The 14,938-nt window shown below is 72.0% G+C and carries 16 protein-coding genes; 6 read left to right on the forward strand and 10 right to left on the reverse strand.

What is annotated here, in order from left to right; translation table 11 throughout:
- Nucleotides 1-10: 10 nt before the first annotated feature.
- On the reverse strand, nucleotides 11-1,027 hold the full coding sequence (locus OG417_RS36310; RefSeq protein WP_329238715.1) for an NAD(P)-dependent alcohol dehydrogenase: 1,017 nt from the start codon (nucleotides 1,025-1,027) through the stop codon (nucleotides 11-13).
- A gap of 87 nt (nucleotides 1,028-1,114) precedes the next feature.
- Here OG417_RS36310 and OG417_RS36315 point away from each other — a divergent pair, with 87 nt between their 5' ends.
- Nucleotides 1,115-1,687 (forward strand): TetR family transcriptional regulator, encoded by a 573-nt coding sequence (locus OG417_RS36315; protein WP_329238718.1) that lies wholly within the window; start codon nucleotides 1,115-1,117, stop codon nucleotides 1,685-1,687.
- A 78-nt stretch (nucleotides 1,688-1,765) separates the two neighbouring features.
- On the opposite strand, the gene OG417_RS36320 is transcribed toward OG417_RS36315, so the two are convergent.
- Nucleotides 1,766-3,289, reverse strand: coding sequence for a sugar ABC transporter ATP-binding protein (locus OG417_RS36320; RefSeq protein ID WP_329238720.1), 1,524 nt, complete (start codon nucleotides 3,287-3,289; stop codon nucleotides 1,766-1,768).
- Nucleotides 3,290-3,484: 195 nt separating this feature from the next.
- On the opposite strand from OG417_RS36320, the gene OG417_RS36325 reads away from it, so the two are divergent.
- The 3 genes from OG417_RS36325 (at nucleotide 3,485) to OG417_RS36335 (ending at nucleotide 6,097) form a co-directional block, all read left to right on the forward strand.
- Entirely contained in the window at nucleotides 3,485-4,432 is a 948-nt protein-coding gene (locus OG417_RS36325; RefSeq protein WP_329238723.1) for a hypothetical protein, read from the forward strand.
- 71 nt (nucleotides 4,433-4,503) lie between these two features.
- The gene (locus tag OG417_RS36330; RefSeq protein WP_329238724.1) at nucleotides 4,504-5,142 is read left to right on the forward strand and encodes a helix-turn-helix domain-containing protein; all 639 of its coding nucleotides are present in this window, start codon (nucleotides 4,504-4,506) and stop codon (nucleotides 5,140-5,142) included.
- Between the two features lie 64 nt (nucleotides 5,143-5,206).
- The gene (locus OG417_RS36335) at nucleotides 5,207-6,097 is read left to right on the forward strand and encodes a hypothetical protein (protein WP_329238727.1); all 891 of its coding nucleotides are present in this window, start codon (nucleotides 5,207-5,209) and stop codon (nucleotides 6,095-6,097) included.
- Between the two features lie 47 nt (nucleotides 6,098-6,144).
- Here the strand turns inward: OG417_RS36335 and OG417_RS36340 are convergent, their stop codons facing one another.
- Nucleotides 6,145-7,029, reverse strand: coding sequence for an NmrA family NAD(P)-binding protein (locus OG417_RS36340; protein ID WP_329238730.1), 885 nt, complete (start codon nucleotides 7,027-7,029; stop codon nucleotides 6,145-6,147).
- An 83-nt stretch (nucleotides 7,030-7,112) separates the two neighbouring features.
- Here OG417_RS36340 and OG417_RS36345 point away from each other — a divergent pair, with 83 nt between their 5' ends.
- Nucleotides 7,113-7,676 (forward strand): TetR/AcrR family transcriptional regulator, encoded by a 564-nt coding sequence (locus OG417_RS36345; protein ID WP_329238733.1) that lies wholly within the window; start codon nucleotides 7,113-7,115, stop codon nucleotides 7,674-7,676.
- A 282-nt stretch (nucleotides 7,677-7,958) separates the two neighbouring features.
- On the opposite strand, the gene OG417_RS36350 is transcribed toward OG417_RS36345, so the two are convergent.
- Complete coding sequence (locus OG417_RS36350; RefSeq protein WP_329238736.1) at nucleotides 7,959-8,408, reverse strand: MarR family winged helix-turn-helix transcriptional regulator; 450 nt, start codon at nucleotides 8,406-8,408, stop codon at nucleotides 7,959-7,961.
- A gap of 511 nt (nucleotides 8,409-8,919) precedes the next feature.
- Here OG417_RS36350 and OG417_RS36355 point away from each other — a divergent pair.
- Nucleotides 8,920-9,567, forward strand: coding sequence for a nitroreductase family protein (locus tag OG417_RS36355; protein WP_329238739.1), 648 nt, complete (start codon nucleotides 8,920-8,922; stop codon nucleotides 9,565-9,567).
- A 212-nt stretch (nucleotides 9,568-9,779) separates the two neighbouring features.
- Here the strand turns inward: OG417_RS36355 and OG417_RS36360 are convergent, their stop codons facing one another.
- From OG417_RS36360 to OG417_RS36385, 6 genes are all read right to left on the reverse strand, one after another.
- The gene (locus tag OG417_RS36360; protein ID WP_329238741.1) at nucleotides 9,780-10,586 is read right to left on the reverse strand and encodes a DeoR/GlpR family DNA-binding transcription regulator; all 807 of its coding nucleotides are present in this window, start codon (nucleotides 10,584-10,586) and stop codon (nucleotides 9,780-9,782) included.
- A gap of 73 nt (nucleotides 10,587-10,659) precedes the next feature.
- Complete coding sequence (locus tag OG417_RS36365; protein ID WP_329238744.1) at nucleotides 10,660-11,943, reverse strand: alkaline phosphatase family protein; 1,284 nt, start codon at nucleotides 11,941-11,943, stop codon at nucleotides 10,660-10,662.
- Nucleotides 11,944-12,089: 146 nt separating this feature from the next.
- Nucleotides 12,090-12,866: an MBL fold metallo-hydrolase gene (locus tag OG417_RS36370; RefSeq protein WP_329238747.1), complete on the reverse strand. Its 777-nt coding sequence runs from the start codon at nucleotides 12,864-12,866 to the stop codon at nucleotides 12,090-12,092.
- Between the two features lie 111 nt (nucleotides 12,867-12,977).
- Nucleotides 12,978-13,538 carry an ester cyclase gene (locus OG417_RS36375; protein ID WP_329238750.1) on the reverse strand — a complete coding sequence of 187 codons (561 nt, stop codon included), beginning with the start codon at nucleotides 13,536-13,538 and terminating at the stop codon, nucleotides 12,978-12,980.
- Between the two features lie 101 nt (nucleotides 13,539-13,639).
- A complete protein-coding gene (locus OG417_RS36380; RefSeq protein ID WP_329238752.1) occupies nucleotides 13,640-14,302 on the reverse strand; it encodes an HAD family hydrolase in 663 nt (220 codons plus the stop codon).
- Between the two features lie 69 nt (nucleotides 14,303-14,371).
- Nucleotides 14,372-14,884: a MarR family winged helix-turn-helix transcriptional regulator gene (locus tag OG417_RS36385; RefSeq protein WP_329238756.1), complete on the reverse strand. Its 513-nt coding sequence runs from the start codon at nucleotides 14,882-14,884 to the stop codon at nucleotides 14,372-14,374.
- Between the last annotated feature and the right edge of the window lie 54 nt (nucleotides 14,885-14,938).

Genomic DNA, 14,938 nt, shown 5'->3' on the forward strand with positions numbered 1-14,938 from the left:
CGGCGGCCGGTCAGAACTCCAGTACGGCGCGGTAGCGCGCGCGTCCGTGCCGTACGTGGTCGAGCGCCTCGTCCATGCGTGCGACGGGGAAGGTCTCCACGGCCGGCCGGATGCCGTGCCGGGCCACGAAGTCGAGCATGAGCCGGATCTGCGCCGGCGGGCCCGTGACACCGCCGACGACGGATCGCTCGCCGGGCAGCAGGCTCTGCGGGTGGACCTTCAGCGGCTCGTCGGGCATCCCGACGACGCAGAGTGTGCCGTGGGGGCGCAAGGTCCTCACGTAGTCGTCCCACGGCAGGTCCGCCGAGACGGTCGACAGGACGAAGTCGAACGTGTTCGCGACGCGCGACAGCCCGTCGCCCTCCCCCGGCACGACGAAGTCGTGCGCGCCGAACCGTCGGGCGTCGCTCTCCTTGCCGGGGGTGGAGGAGACGGCGGTGACGTGGCATCCCCACTTGGCGAGGAACTGGATCGCCAGGTGGCCGAGGCCGCCGACGCCCACGACCGCGACGTGGTCGGTCGGCCGCACACCGTGCCGCAGCAGCGGCGTGAACACCGTCGTCCCGGCGCACAGCAGCGGCCCCGCCTGCGCGGAGGGGATGACGTCGGGGATGGGATGGACGTATCGCCAGTCGCTCGCGCGGACGTGGCTGGCGAACCCGCCGCCGGCGCCGCGGACCGCCGTGTTGTCCTTGTCCGGGCACAGGTGCTGCCGGCCGTCGAGGCACCACTCGCACGCGAAGCACGCGCCCGCGGTCGCCCCGACGCCCACCCGCTGCCCGACGGTCAGGCGCGTACGGTCCACGGCGTCGCCGAGCGCCGTGATCACGCCGACCGCCTCGTGCCCCGCGACGACCGGGAACGCCGAGATGCCCCACTCGTCGTCGATCATGCCGACGTCGGTCTGGCAGACGCCGCAGTGCGTCACCGCGACCTCGACTTCCAGGGGCCCCAGGGGCGCCGGCTCGTATTCGAGCACCTGAACCGGCCCGCGCGCCCGTTCGACCGCGTACGCATGCGTCGTCAACGTCGTCCTCCATGGATCGCAACTAACTGTTTAGTTGGAAGCTACCGCTTCGCCGCGAAGTAAACAACTGGTTGGTAAGCTCCCCTCATGCACGTCCGCGACGCCGAGGCCACCCGCCGGCGGCTGCTCGCCGCGGCGACGGCCGACTTCGCCGCCCACGGCATCGCCGGCGCCAGAGTCGACCGCATCGCGAGCGCCGCCGGCGTGAACAAGGCGCAGATCTACGCCTACTTCGGCGACAAGCTCGGGCTCTTCCACGCCGTGTACCGCATGCACGCCGACGCCGTCGTGGACGCCACCCCCTTCACCCCGGACGACCTCCCCGGCTACGCGGCCGGCCTGTACGACGCGGCCGTCGCACGACCCGAGCTGTTCCGCCTGGTCACCTGGGCACGGCTCGAAGGCGTGGGAGCCGACGGACTCGCGGCCGGGGGCGGCGCGGGCGCCTGGAAGGTTCAGGCGATCGCGGAGGCGCAGCGGACCGGCGCCGTCACCGCCGACCTCGATCCGGCCGACGTGCTGGCGCTGGTGACCGCGATGGCCCTGGCCTGGTCCGCGGCCGGCTGGTCCGTGGTCGCCGGACCCGGCGATCCCGATAGAGACCACGAACGCCGCCGGCACGCCCTGCGCACCGCCGTGTCGGGCGCCCTCGGCGCCTAGCCTCACGGCGATTCCGCCCCCAGGATCCGTTGACGATGAACGACGGCAGGCGGGCGGGCTCCTGCCGGGACGGGCGAGCTAAGGATTCTTGACCGGCGTGCGTGCCGAGGCCATGGCGGCGATGATGCCCTCCTCGGTGACCTCCGGGCCGGTCAGTTCGGCCGCGACAGCTCCGTCGCGCAGCACGACGACGCGGTCGCAGCCGCTGACCAGCTCCTCCAGGTCGGAGGAGATCAGCAGGATGGCGAGGCCGCCCACGGCCAGCTCGTCCAGCAGGTCCTGGAGCTGGGCCTTGGCGCCGACGTCGATGCCGCGGGTCGGCTCGTCGAGCAGCAGCACCTTCGGCTGCATGGCGAGCCAGCGGGCCAGCAGCACCTTCTGCTGGTTGCCGCTGGACAGCTCGTCGACCCGCTGCTGCGGCGAGGCCGCCTTGATCTGCAGCCGCCGCATGAACGTCTCCACGATCCGGTCGATGCGCGCGGTGGAGACGACCCCGAACCGCGACAGCCGGGGCAGCGCGGCCAGGCTGATGTTGTCGCGGATCGACAGGCTGCCGATGATGCCCTCGGCCTTGCGGTTCTCCGGCAGCAGGCTGACGCCGGCGCGGATGGCGCCGGTGATGGACCGGTTGCGCAGCGGCGCGCCCGCGACCGTCACCTGCCCGGAGTCCAGCGTCAGCGCGCCCGCGATGGCCTTGGCCGTCTCCGTACGGCCGGCGCCGAGCAGCCCGCCGAGCCCGAGCACCTCGCCCTGGCGCAGCTCGATCGAGACGTCGGCGAGCGCGTGCCGCCGGGTCAGCCCGGTGGCGCGCAGGTACGGCGGGTCGTCCGGCCGCTCGTGCGCCTCGCCCGGGTGCGCCGCCGGGAGCCGTACGGGCGGCCGGCCGAGCATGAGCGAGACCAGGCCGGGCCGGGCGAGCGCGGTCAGCGGACCGGTGTGCACGACCTTGCCCTCGCGCAGCAGGGTGACCCGGTCGCAGATCTCGTACAGCTCTTCGAGCCGGTGGCTCACGTAGAGCACCGACCGGTTCCGCGCGCGCTGCTCCTCGATGACCCGGAAGAGCGTCTCGATCTCGGGCGGCTCCATCACGGCGGTGGGTTCGTCCAGCACGATGACCCGGGCGCCGGCCGCGACGGCACGGGCCAGGGCGACGAGCTTCTGCGCGCCCGCGCCGAGCGAGGCCAGGGGACGCCGCGGGTCGGCGCGCAGGCCGTACGCGGCGAGGATCTCGGCGGCCCGGTGGTGCATCCGCGCGGTGTCGATGAGGCCGAACCGCCCGCGCGGCTCCTCCCCGAGGAACAGGTTGCGGGCGATGCTCATCGAGGGGATGAGGCTGTCGTCCTGGTGGACGGCCCGGATGCCGGCGCGCCGCGCGCCGAGGGGACCGTCGAGGGCGAGTGGCTCGCCGTCTCGGCGCAGCCGCCCGCCGTCGGGCCGGTGCACGCCGGTGAGGATCTTCACGAGGGTCGACTTGCCCGCGCCGTTCTCCCCGGCGAGCGCGTGCACCTCGCCCGGGGCGACGGACAGCGAGACGTGATCGAGGGCGAGCACGCCGGAGAAGCCCTTGACGATCGCCGCGGCCTCGAGGGCTGGTCGTACCACGAGAGTCCTCCCGCGCTCGCCCGGACCGGTCGCCCCCTGACGATACGAATAGTTGCCCCTGCGGTCGCCTCCGGTCAACCGAGACGGCCGTCCGTCTCAGGATCACCCGGCCAGGGGAGGCGGATCCCCCGGCGTGGGGAGACGCTCGCGGCCGCACGCCGCCAACGTTGAGGGGTGCGAAGCGAACGATCGTGGGTGAGGCCGGCGGCACTGGCGTGGGCGTCGGTGTACGGCGGGTTCGGCGTGGTCTGCGCGTCGACCCGGACTCCCCTGTTCACCCGGGGCCCGCATCCCGGACCGGCCGGGCTGGACTGGGCCGTGGTGGCGGTGGCCGGGGCGGCGGCCGCGGCCGTCCTCTCCCGTGCGCGCGCCCTGCTGTGGGGAGCCTGCGGGCTTTCCGCCGTGTGCGCGTTCGGCCTGCTGATGGACGTGGTCACTCTGCTCTTCGGCGAGGGCATGGACGGTACGGCGGCGGCCAGCGGCCACGCGCTCGCCGCGACCGGCACGGTCCTGCTCGCCGTGTCCGCCCGCCGTCCCCGGCCGGCCGGGCCCGCGGCGACGGGTGAACCGCCCGCACCCGCCTCCCGGCGCGTACGGATGGTCGCCTGGGCCGGGGCGCTGGCGTTCGTCCCGTACGCGGCGATGAAGACGGTCTGGGCGACGGGTGGCACGTTCGCGGGCATGGACGGCGCGCGGATGCTCGCCGCGGCCCGGCGCAACGGCACCTCCGGCCTGTGGCTGACGCTGGAGTCGTGGGGCGTGGACGCCACCGCGCTGCTCGCCGCGCTCGGCATCTTCCTGATCTTCGGGCTGGTGTACCCGTGGGGGCTGCGTTTCCCGCGCTGGGCTCTCGGGCTGCGGGGGCGGCGGGTGCCCCGCTGGCTGCCGCTGGCGCCCGCCCTGCTCGGCGCCGCGACGCTCGCCCCGTACGGGATCGCCGGCGTGGGCTACGCCGCCCTCGGCACGGCCGGCGTCGTCACCGTGCCGCGCGGGGACTTCCCCACCTCGGCGGACGCCCTGGTGGTGAGCTGGATCGGTCTCGGCGCCTTCGGCCTCTACGGCGTCGCGCTGGCCGTCGCCGCCCGCTCGTACTGGCTCCGCACCCGGGGAGACCGGCCGGTCGCCTCCGTACCCGGCCGTTAGATTGTTCGGTCAGGAGGTGACGTGGGGTGTCGGGGTACGCGGAGTGGCCTGGGCGTTTCGCCGGAGCGACGATGTGGCGGAATGTCGCCGCCGGCGACGAACAGCGCGTCGTCCCCGACGGCGTCATGGACCTGATGTGGTACGAAGATCGTCTCGTGGTCGCCGGCCCGGACACGGCCACCGTGGCCGTCGCGACCCGTCCCGGCGCCGCGACGTGGGGCCTGCGCCTCCCGCCCGGCGTCGCGCACGCGCTGCTCGGTGTTCCCGCCTGTGAGCTGACCGACCACCGCGTCGACCTGGCCGACCTCGCTCCGGTGCCCGGCGAGGCACTCGCCTCGGCCGACGACGACGTCCCCGTGATGCTCGAACGCGTCCTCCTGGCGCTCTGGCGGCGGGCGGCCCCGGACCCGTCCGTCCTCCGCCTGGCCGCCTCGCTCGACCGCGCCGCACGAGGCCGCCGGTCCGTCCGGGAGATCGCCGCCGACCACGGCCTGTCGGACCGTACGCTGCGACGGACCGGCGACCGGTTGTTCGGCTACGGCCTGAAGACGCTGATGGGCATCCACCGATTCCAGTACGCCCTTCAGCTGGCCCGTACGGGCACCGCGTTGAGCGAGGCCGCCGCGACCGCGGGCTACTTCGACCAGGCACACCTCAGCCGGGAGGCCCGTCGCCTCGCCGGAGCCACCCCGGGTGCCCTGCTGAGGTGAGACGCATCGGCGGTGGCCGATTCGTCCAATCGAGGGGCGGCGGCGCCATGGCATCGTCTCGGTCATGAGCATCGACCTCAGCCGGGCGGCATCGTTCATGGCAGCGTACGGGCGCGTCCTCGACAGGCGCCGATTCGAACTGGCCCGCGGCAACGACACCGCGGACACCCGCGCGGCCGTCCTCGCCGCGATCGGCGGTTACCGGAATCCCGACGGCGGCTACGGGTGGGGGCTCGAGCCCGATCTTCGCGCGCGCGAAAGCCAGCCGGGCGGCGCCCTCCACGCGCTCGAGGCCATCGCCGACGCGGCTCCCGCGACCTCGCCGCACGCGGTCGCTCTTCTCGACTGGCTCCAGTCCGTCACCCTGCCCGACGGCGGGCTGCCCTTCGCGCTGCCCCTCGGCGACCCCACCGCCTGTGCGCCGTTCTGGGTGCAGGCGAACCCGCGGGAGTCCTCCCTGCAGATCACCGCCGCGGTCGCGGCCCAGGCGCATCGGGCCGCCCGGTCGGATGAGAACCTCAGGGACCATCCGTGGCTGGCCACGGCCACGCGATACTGCTTCGAGGCGATCCGCGCCATCGACGAGGCTCCCTTCGCCTACGTCCTGTCGTTCGCGCTCCAGTTCCTCGACGTCGCCGACTCCCACCCCGAGGCCCATGAGCTCCTCGAACACCTCGCCCCGTACGTGCCGCCGGACGGCGCGGTCCCGGTCGCCGGAGGAGCCGAGGGAGAGACGCTTCACCTGCTCGACTTCGCCCCCGAACCGGGCCGTCCCGTACGCGCCCTGCTCGATGACCGCGCCGTCGCCGACGACCTCGACCGGCTGGAGCGCGGACAGCGGCCCGACGGCGGATGGGCCGTGGACTTCACCAGCTACTCCCCGGCCGCGGAGCTGGAGTGGCGTGGCCACACCACCGTCCGCGCCGTCGCGGTCCTCAGAATGAACGGCCGCTGACCCGGCCCGCTCCCCGCGCCGACCGCGTCCCGTGAGCCTCAGAGGTGTCAGGAGGCCGGGGTGTCGACGGCCGGCTTGAGCACCTCCCTGCACCAGGTGCGGAAGTCCGTGGGGGTGGGCTCGGCGATCGCCCAGTCCGCGTCGTAGATGCCGTGGTCCTGTGCGGCGAAGGCCTCGGTCACGTCCTTGACCGTCCGGTCGCCGGCGCCCCGGGAGCGGAGCAGCGACGCGTAGTCGTCGACGCTCATGCGCCGGTAGGCGACCGGACGCCCGAGCTCCTCGCTGATCACCTCGGCCATACCGTCAGGGGTCAGCCGGTCGGGGCCGAACACGGGGAGGTTCTCCTGCCCGGTCCAGGACCGATCGGTGAGCAGGTCGGCGGCGGTGCCGGCGATGTCCCGCGTCGCGATCAGCGCCAGCGGCACGTCACCCGCACAGGTCAGGGAGAACGCCCCCCGCCCGCGGATCGCGTCGAGTTGCCGGAGGAGGTTCTCCATGTAGAACGGCATGGACAACGCCCGGTACGCCGCACCGGACGTGCCGAGTTCGGCGTCCATCGCGAAGGCCGCCGACAAGACGCCCGCCGGGGTCTGCCAGCCGTGCCCGGCGCTGGACGCTCCCACGACGTGGCCGACACCGTGGCGGGCGATGGCGGCGGCGCCCGCCCGGGCGAAACCGAGATAGTGCTCCTCGGCGCTCGGCGCTCGCGGGTTCGGCGGGACGAGCCAGAACAGCGCTTCGGCCCCCGGCAGCGCCTTGTCGAGCACGGCGGGATCGTCGTGGGAGCCCTCGACGGTCTCGACTCGCTCGCGGACCGTGTCATCCAGACGCGAGGCGTCACGGGCGATGACCCGGACCTCCTTGTCCTGGTCGAGTAGCCGGCGGACCAGCCGGCCGCCGATCTGCCCTGTCGGTGTGGTGACGACGATCATCGAATCTCCTCTAACATGAACATGAACTCCGGTTCCGAATATAGGAGCGGCCTCGGTGGGGCGTCAACTAGAGTGAGGTGACCATGACCGCTCCCGAACGCTCGCTGCGCGCCGACGCACGGCGCAACCGCGAGGCCGTCCTCGACACCGCCGGCGAGCTGTTCGCCCAGCGAGGCGACGCCGTGCAGATGGACGAGATCGCCGAGCGCGCCGGCCTGGGCGTCGGCACCCTCTACCGGCACTTCGCCGACAAGCAGGCGCTACTCGCGGCGATCATCGGCCGCCGGTTCGAGGCGATGACCGCCCTCGCCCGCACCGCCGACGAGGCCGAGGATCCCTGGGCGGCGTTCGAGACGCTGCTCTACGGCTACCTGGAGTCCGCACAGGCCGACGCCGCGTTCCGCTTCGCGCTCCTCGGCCCGGAAGAGCCGAGCTGGAGCGACATCGCCGCCGAGAAGACGGATTTCGCCGCGATCACCGAACGCATCGTGCGGCGCGCCGTCGACGCCGGCCGCCTCCGTGCGGACTTCCGCGCCGATGACTTCATCCTCATCACCCGTGGCGCCATGGCGAACATGACCGGCGCCGACGGCTGGCGCAGACACGTCACGCTCGTGCTCGACGGCATCCGCGGCCCCGGACGCTGACCCGATACCGAAAAAGGGAAAGGCCGGGCCCGCGCTGTGCGCAAGGGCGCGGGCAGGGGTTGGGGCACCAGCCGAGTAGTGCCGGTGACCTGTTCAGTGCCTGTTCTGACGCCGGTAGAGTGCCCGCGCCGCGCGAACCTGCCGACCGGTCCGGTGCGCCGACCTGGTCTGCGGCTCCGACGGGAGGTTCCGGAGCTGGGCGGCCCTGGCAGGGGCGAACCGCCGGAGCCGATGGAGCACGCGCCAGGGCCGACCAACGCGTAGTCCTCCCCTGCCCCGAGATCAGAGCTGCATGAGCTTGCCGACCAGGGCGGTGAGCTGGGCGCGTTCGCTGGTGGTGAGAGGGGCGAAGGTTTCTTCCAGGTAGGAGGAGACGGTGCCCTCGGCCCCGGCGAGGCGTTCGCGGCCCTCGTCGGTGATCGTGACGGCGTAGGAGCGGCGGTCGTCGGGGTTGCGTTCGCGGCGGACGAAGCCGGACTGCTCCAGGTCGTCGCACACACTCACCATGACGCTGCGGTCGATCCGCAGTTCCTCGCTGAGCACCTGCTGGGAACAGGGGCCAACGGTGTCGAGCATCTTGAGTACCAGGTGCTGACCGACGCCGAGGCCGTGCCGCGCGGCGTGGGCGTCGGCGGCGCGGGCCAGGTACGCCGAGGCTCGGCACATCGCAATGTCCGGGCGTTCGACCGCCAGCGTCGGGAAGTACGCCGGCCGGGCGGGCTTGGAAGGCATGGGTCTCCTGCACTGTCGGTCCCCCCGAGGCTACCAGAACAATCTGCCAGCCAATTGTTTGACAGCAGATCATTTGCGGTCATACGGTTCCGTCTTGTTGTAGATCGTCTACTCAAAGGTGGAGTGCTGATGTCCGGCCTCCGTGCTGCTCACCGAGGTGAGCTGGCGGCTGGTGTTCTTCCTGCCAGTGCCCGTCGCGCTGCTCGTGCTCGCCGTCGCCCTCAGGGTGATCCCGGCCGGACGCACCACCTGACCCGCGCACCGGATTCGACACGGCGGGCGCCGGCGCTGTCACCGGTGGCGTCCTGCTGCTGGTCTACGCACTCACCGGGACCAGCCGGCCCGCCGGTGTGGCGGCGCTCGTGCTGCTGGGCGCCTTCGTGGCGATCGAGGTACCGGCGGGACCCGCTGGTACCGCCGCCTACCTCGGTCTGCGGGCCCGAGCCGTACCCCCGGCCGGCGAACCGGCGACCACCGCACCGACCTTCACCCGAGCATGAGGAGCACCGCGATGACCCTCGACCTGACCCCCGACGAACTACTGTCCACCACCCGGGCCGTCCGCAAGCGGCTCGACCTCGACCGGCCCGTCCCGCGCCGGCTCATCGAGGAGTGCATCGACCTGGCCACCCAGGCGCCCACCGGACGCAACCGGCAACGCTGGCACTTCATCGTGGTCACCGAGCCGCGCCTGCGCCGCAAGGTGGGCGACATCTTCCGCCGCGCGCTCGCCGCCGCGGAGGGGCAACCACTGAACGAACACGACATCCGCCGCATGAACCATGCTCCACGCTCCACCCAGGGCGTGTTCGACGGGCTACGGCACCTGACCGGCAACATCCACCGCGTCCCGGCGTTCGTCATTCCCGCCATCGAAGGACGCACCGACCACGCCTCGCCGGCCGTCCAATCCGGCACATGGGGGTCCATCCTGCCCGCGACCTGGAGCTTCATGCTCGCCGCCCGCGCCCGCGGCCTCGGCACCACGTGGACCACCGCCCAAGGACCCCTGGAACACGAACTCGCCGCCGTACTGGGCGTCCCCTACGACGAGGTCATGCTCGCCGCGTTCATCCCGCTCGCCTACACGATCGGCACCGACTTCAAACCCGCGCCCCGCGTCCCACGCGACCAGGTCCTGCACTGGGAACGATGGTGAACGCCCGACCGCCAGGCCGAGCACCTGGCCCGAGCCGCAGAGGCCGTGGACCAGGACTGCCTGGACGCGAACGTCCGACGGGGGCAACGACGAGAACACGATCGTTCAGCACCTCGGTGGTCCCGGTCGGTTCACCTGATGGTCGATGAGGTGCCGGCGCAGACCGGCTCTCCCGGCGCCTCCGTGGTCCGTGTCCGGGACGCGGAGCGCCCCTAGAGACGGGCGACGTGGAGGCGGACGCCTCGGGCGCTCAGTTCGTACAGCTCCTCCTGGGGGGCGGCGTCGCCGGTGACCAGGTGGGCGATCTCGTCGGCGGGGACCGTCTGGACCATGGTGTTCACGCCGATCTTGGTGTGGTCGGCGAGCACGACGACCTCTTCGGCGGACGCGGCGAGGGCCCTGTCGGTGCTGGCGACCTGCATGTTGGGCGTGGACAGGCCGCGTTCGGCGGTGAGGCCGTTGCCGGAGATGAACGCGCGGCGCGTGCGCAGGCCCGCGAGCGAGCGTTCGGCGGCGCTGCCGACGAGGGCCTGGACGGGGCCGCGCAGCATGCCGCCGGTCATCACCACCTCGATGCGCGGCGACGCCGACAGGGCCTGCGCCACGAGGAGGGAGTTGGTCACCACCGTCAGGTCGGTGTGGCCGGTCAGCCGCTGGGCGAGCGCGTGCGTGGTGGTGCCGGGCCCGATCACCACGGCGTCGCCGTCCTCGACGAGCGCCACGGCCAGGTCGGCGATGGCCGCCTTCTCCGCCTTGGCCACCTGGGCCTTCTGCAGGTGGGTCGGCTCGCGGGACAGCTCCCCGGGCAGGGACGCGCCGCCGTGGTGGCGGTCGATCAGGCCGTCGGCCTCCAGCGCCCGTACGTCGCGACGGACGGTGACCTCCGAGGACTGCACGGCCTCGGCGAGCTGCCGCAGGGACAGGGTGCCGTTCGCGCGGAGCAGTTCGAGGATCCGCACGCGCCGCTCGGCGCCGAAGACCGGCTTGCGCCCGTCCGCCGCTCCCTGGAGGTCGCTCACGCTTCTCCCCATGCCCTGACCGAATGTGAACGGTTCCGATCGTAGTTCGGGACGGGGAGAGTTTCCCTACGGCCTACGATGTCGCGAAGCCGCGACTGCGCGCGAGCGCGGCGAGCTCCGGCCAGTCCTCGCCCGAGTGGGCGTGGTCGGGCACCAGGCAGCCGAGTGTGATCGGGAGCGGAATCCGGTAGCGCGACGCCGTGAGGTTCGGCGCATCGGTGAAGTCCAGGACCTCGGCGAGGTTGTTCGCGGCGGCGTCGCGTACGGTCAGCGGCTCCAGGCCGAACCTCCATTCGATCATCTTCAGCACCGAGGTGTGGTCGTACAGGCCGTGCGCCACGTGACCGCGCCGCGCCCGCGGGGAGATGACCACGCACGGCACGCGGAACCCGCGCAGCCCGGCGCCCAGGTCGGGGTTCGGGTCGGGGCCGACGGGCGGCGGGACGTGGTCGAAGAAGCCGCCCCACTCGTCATAGGTGATCACCAGGACGGTGCGCTCCCAGTTCGGGCTGGTCACGATCGCGTCGTGGACCTTGCCGAGGAAGTGCTGGCCGAGGCGGATGTCGGCGAGCGGGTGCTCGTCCTCGGACATCCCGGGGACCGCCTCGCCGAGGAAGCCCGGGTCCACGTACGACACCGGCGGCAGCGTGCCGGTCGCCGCGGCCAGGTAGAACTCGGTGATCTGGCGGCTGATGCCCAGGTACCTGGTGCCCCACAGGGCGGTGATCGGCACGTCGCTGTAGAAGTAGCGGCCGGTGACGCCCTTGTCGGCGAGCCGGTCCCAGATCGCCGGCATGGTCGCGATCTTCTCGACCGAGGTCGTCGTCCGGTCGGTCTGGGCGGAGTGCAGGAAGAACCGGTTCGGGAACGTCGGGGCCATCATGGCGGCGAAATAACGGTCGCACACGGTCCACTCGCGCGCCGCGCGCCCGTAGAAGGCCAGGTCGGCGCCCTCGAAGTAGCCGATGGACAGCTCGTCGTTGGACCCGGCCCGCAGCCAGCCGTCGCACGCGCCGTCGTTGAACTCCGTCCGGCCGCCTCCGTAGGAATGGTCCGGGTCGTTGAAGCCGCACCCGGCCGGAGTGGTCAGGTGGTGGGTGTCGTGCGCGACGCCGTTCGCGTCCGTGTAGGTCAGCCCGGCCTGCCGGCCGTCCGCGCCCGGCAGCCAGCCGAGGTAGTGGTCGAAGGAGCGGTTCTCCATCATGACGACGACGATGTGGTCGATGCCGGACTCGCCGGGGTCCGGAAGCGCCGCCGCGGTCGCCTCGGCGGCCCGGGCCCGCCGGGGAGCGGCCACGCCCGCCGCGACGGCTCCCGCGGTTCCCGCGATGAATCCGCGCCGGCTCACATCGTTCACGGTCGTCTCCTCACGTCCCGGGGGCTCGTCGCGCCCGAGCAGAGTACGACGGGAGGAGTTACCGACCGGTTAGGTCAAGCGGTCCACTTCCGGACAAGGCCGATCCGGGCCGCGCCGCCCCCGCACACCAGGCGGCCGTCGAGCCGCTATCCGGTGGGATCGGTCAGTTCCCGGGCCCGGTGCAGCAGGCTGGGGTCGTGTGCGTTCACCAGGAGCAACCGCGGATCGGCCGTTCGTGATAGCTCGGTGAGCCGGCGGTGGTTGGCCTGAACCCTTCTCCAGTCGTGCGCCATGAGGCGTTCCATCGCGGTGAGAGCGGTGGGCGCCTTGCCGGTCCCGTCGATCTGGGCGTGGTGGTAGAACGAGTCGCCGGCGTGGAGGACCCAGTGGTCGGTGGCGTCGATGGCGACTGCGGCGTGGCCTCGTGTGTGGCCGGGCAGGTTGATGAGTACGATGCCGGGCGCGATGTCGGCGAGTTCCTCGGCCCCGGCGAAGCCGCGCCACGCCTGGCCCTCGGCGGGGGTGTGCTCGACCAGGATCGGGCGGTGTCGCCGGTGGGAGGGCAGGTAGCGCCCGCGTTCGACGGCTCCCTTGGGGTGGAGGGCGGCGAAGTTCTCGGCGGCGGTGAGGTGCACCTGGGCCCAGGGGAAGTCCGCCAGCCCTCCGGTGTGGTCGGCGTCGAAGTGGGTCAGCACGATGTGGCGAACGTCCTGAGGGTCGAAGCCGAGGCGCGTCACGTGGGTGATCGCCGCCTCCGCCTCGTCGAAGACGGGCCGCACGTAGAACCGTGCTGGACCGAACCGGGATGCCGGGTCGTCGGCGTACTTCAGGCCGAGGCCGGTGTCGACCAGGACGAGGCAGGTAGGGGTCTCGACGAGCAGGACGTGGCAGACCAACCCTCCCGGAGTGCCCCAGGGGCGCATGGTGCCGCAGTTGAGGTGGTGGATCTTTATCGGGGTTCCTCAGGCACGGCCGCCGGTGCGGCGGGGGCGGCGGGCTTGCATCGTCATCGGTCGTCTCTCCTCGCCCCTGCGTCAGTCGTCGAGGTCGGCGACGACGGTGCGGGTCAGGCGCGGGTCCGGCTCTCCACCGGCCATCGTGAGCACTCCGGCGACAGCGCGACCGAGCTTGAGCAGGTCGGCGGGGTTCTTCTTGTCGAGCCCGCCGAGGAGCTGCTTGAGGATGGTGAGCTGGTCGAAATAGACGCGCTCGGTGATCAGGTTCTCATCCGCGTCGAAAATGAAGTACGCGGTCATCCGGGTACGGTGCTTGGAGCCGGTGGGTGGGATCTTGCCGAGCGGGCCCTTGTGGGTGCCCATCAGCCAGAACTCGACGATCACCGCGTCGTGCGCGTGGCGGAGGGCAATGATCTCGTGGTCCTGGTCGGGGAAGGCCGTGCGGGTGTCGTGGTAGTACCCGCCGACCTCGTCGGCGCCGTCGTGCACGGTCATCTGGGCGATGAGCTCGTAATGGGGGTGCGGGAACGTCGACAGGACGGCGTCCCAGTCCTGGAGGACCTCGTCGCGGAAGTGGTCCAGGACGAGTTTCTCGCGGGCGCGTAGAACTTCTTCGGGCGGCAGGGTGAAGCGGGACACCACGAGACTCCTTTTGTCCACGGCGCGGTTTTATTGCGGTAAACGCTATATCCACGCTGTGGATCCGAGTTCTTCCTCGGCGCCATTCGAAACCCGCCCGGTCAGGAGGCGACGAGGGGGCTCTGGTCGAGGTTTCGCAGGAGGTCGGCGGTGTCTTCGTAGACCTCCACCGCACCCGCCGCACGGAGGTCGTCGGCGCAGATGCCGCCGGTGCGGACGACGACGCAGGCGACGCCGGCCTTGCGGCACGCCTGGACGTCCCAGACCGTGTCGCCGACGAAGACCGCGCGTGCGGGGTCCACGTCCGCGCGTTCGAGAGCGATGGACACGATGTCGGGCGCCGGCTTGCTCTCCTCCGCCTCGCTGGACGACGTGGCGGCGCTGATCGCGTCGTCGGCGTCGAGCGCGGCGCGCAGCGCGGCCAGTTCACCGGCGGCCGCGGAGCTGGCCAGAACGACCTTCATCCCGCGCTCGGCGCAGGCGCGCAGCAGGTCGGCGGCGCCGTCGAAGGCGCGCAGGCGGGTCCAGTACGTGGCGTACAGCGACCGGTGGGCGGTTCTGATGTCATCGTCGGCGTCGCGGTCGCGGTCGGCGGGCAGCAGGTGGTCGAGAAGCTTGTCCGACCCCATGCCGATCGCACCGTGGACATCGCGCATGTCCACGCCGTGCCCGTGCTGCCGGAACGCCTCCCACCAGCACACCGCGTGCAGGTAGTTGGTGTCGACCAGCGTCCCGTCCACATCGAAGATCACCGCGTCCGCCATGCCAGTCGCCTACCCGGGCGACGCCCCGGTAACCGCCCCGGCACGGTGCGCCGGGGCGGCAAGGAATGATCAGTCGGCGAGGGTCCGCAGCAGGGTGCGCAGAGCGTTTTCGAGGGTGCGGCTCTCCTCGTCCGTCAGGCAGGCCGACAGCCGGGCGAGGTTCTCGGCGTGTTCGCCGAGGGCGGCGTCGACGGCCTGCAGCCCTTTGTCAGTGAGGGTGATGCGGAAGCTGCGCCGGTCGTTGGGGTCGAGGCTGCGCTCCACGAAACCGGCCGCCTCCAGCCGGTCCGCGCGGCTGGTCATGCCGGCTCGCGACATCATCAGATCGGCCGCGAGCTCCGATGGCATCAGCGCGTACGGCGGACCGGACCGGCGCAGCGCGGCGAGAACGTCGAACTCTCCCCCGCGCATGCCGTGCCGCGCGAACACGGCCTCGGTGACCGGACCCAGCATCGCGGCCACCTGGGCGAGCCGCCCGAAGACCGCCATCGCGGACAGGTCCAGGTCAGGCCGTTCCCGTCGCCACTGATCAATGATCACGTCGACCGCGTCCCCGCCGTCGCCGCCCGCCCCTTCCGTCATGCGCACAGTCTATTCGGTCGAGGATAGTTTGACTGCTTACTATTTTTCTCCTTA

The sequence above is a fragment of the Actinoallomurus sp. NBC_01490 genome (assembly GCF_036227085.1).
Lineage (GTDB): Bacteria > Actinomycetota > Actinomycetes > Streptosporangiales > Streptosporangiaceae > Actinoallomurus > Actinoallomurus oryzae.

What these genes read in the sequence shown, in the direction of transcription:
- OG417_RS36355 (WP_329238739.1), top strand. Translation starts at nt 8,920, where the DNA reads ATGACCCTCGACCTGACCCCCGACGAACTACTGTCCACCACCCGGGCC.
- OG417_RS36345 (WP_329238733.1), top strand. Translation starts at nt 7,113, where the DNA reads ATGACCGCTCCCGAACGCTCGCTGCGCGCCGACGCACGGCGCAACCGC.
- OG417_RS36380 (WP_329238752.1), bottom strand. Translation starts at nt 14,302, where the DNA reads ATGGCGGACGCGGTGATCTTCGATGTGGACGGGACGCTGGTCGACACC.
- OG417_RS36385 (WP_329238756.1), bottom strand. Translation starts at nt 14,884, where the DNA reads ATGACGGAAGGGGCGGGCGGCGACGGCGGGGACGCGGTCGACGTGATC.
- OG417_RS36370 (WP_329238747.1), bottom strand. Translation starts at nt 12,866, where the DNA reads ATGCGCCCCTGGGGCACTCCGGGAGGGTTGGTCTGCCACGTCCTGCTC.
- OG417_RS36350 (WP_329238736.1), bottom strand. Translation starts at nt 8,408, where the DNA reads ATGCCTTCCAAGCCCGCCCGGCCGGCGTACTTCCCGACGCTGGCGGTC.
- OG417_RS36315 (WP_329238718.1), top strand. Translation starts at nt 1,115, where the DNA reads ATGCACGTCCGCGACGCCGAGGCCACCCGCCGGCGGCTGCTCGCCGCG.
- OG417_RS36330 (WP_329238724.1), top strand. Translation starts at nt 4,504, where the DNA reads ATGTGGCGGAATGTCGCCGCCGGCGACGAACAGCGCGTCGTCCCCGAC.
- OG417_RS36335 (WP_329238727.1), top strand. Translation starts at nt 5,207, where the DNA reads ATGAGCATCGACCTCAGCCGGGCGGCATCGTTCATGGCAGCGTACGGG.
- OG417_RS36340 (WP_329238730.1), bottom strand. Translation starts at nt 7,029, where the DNA reads ATGATCGTCGTCACCACACCGACAGGGCAGATCGGCGGCCGGCTGGTC.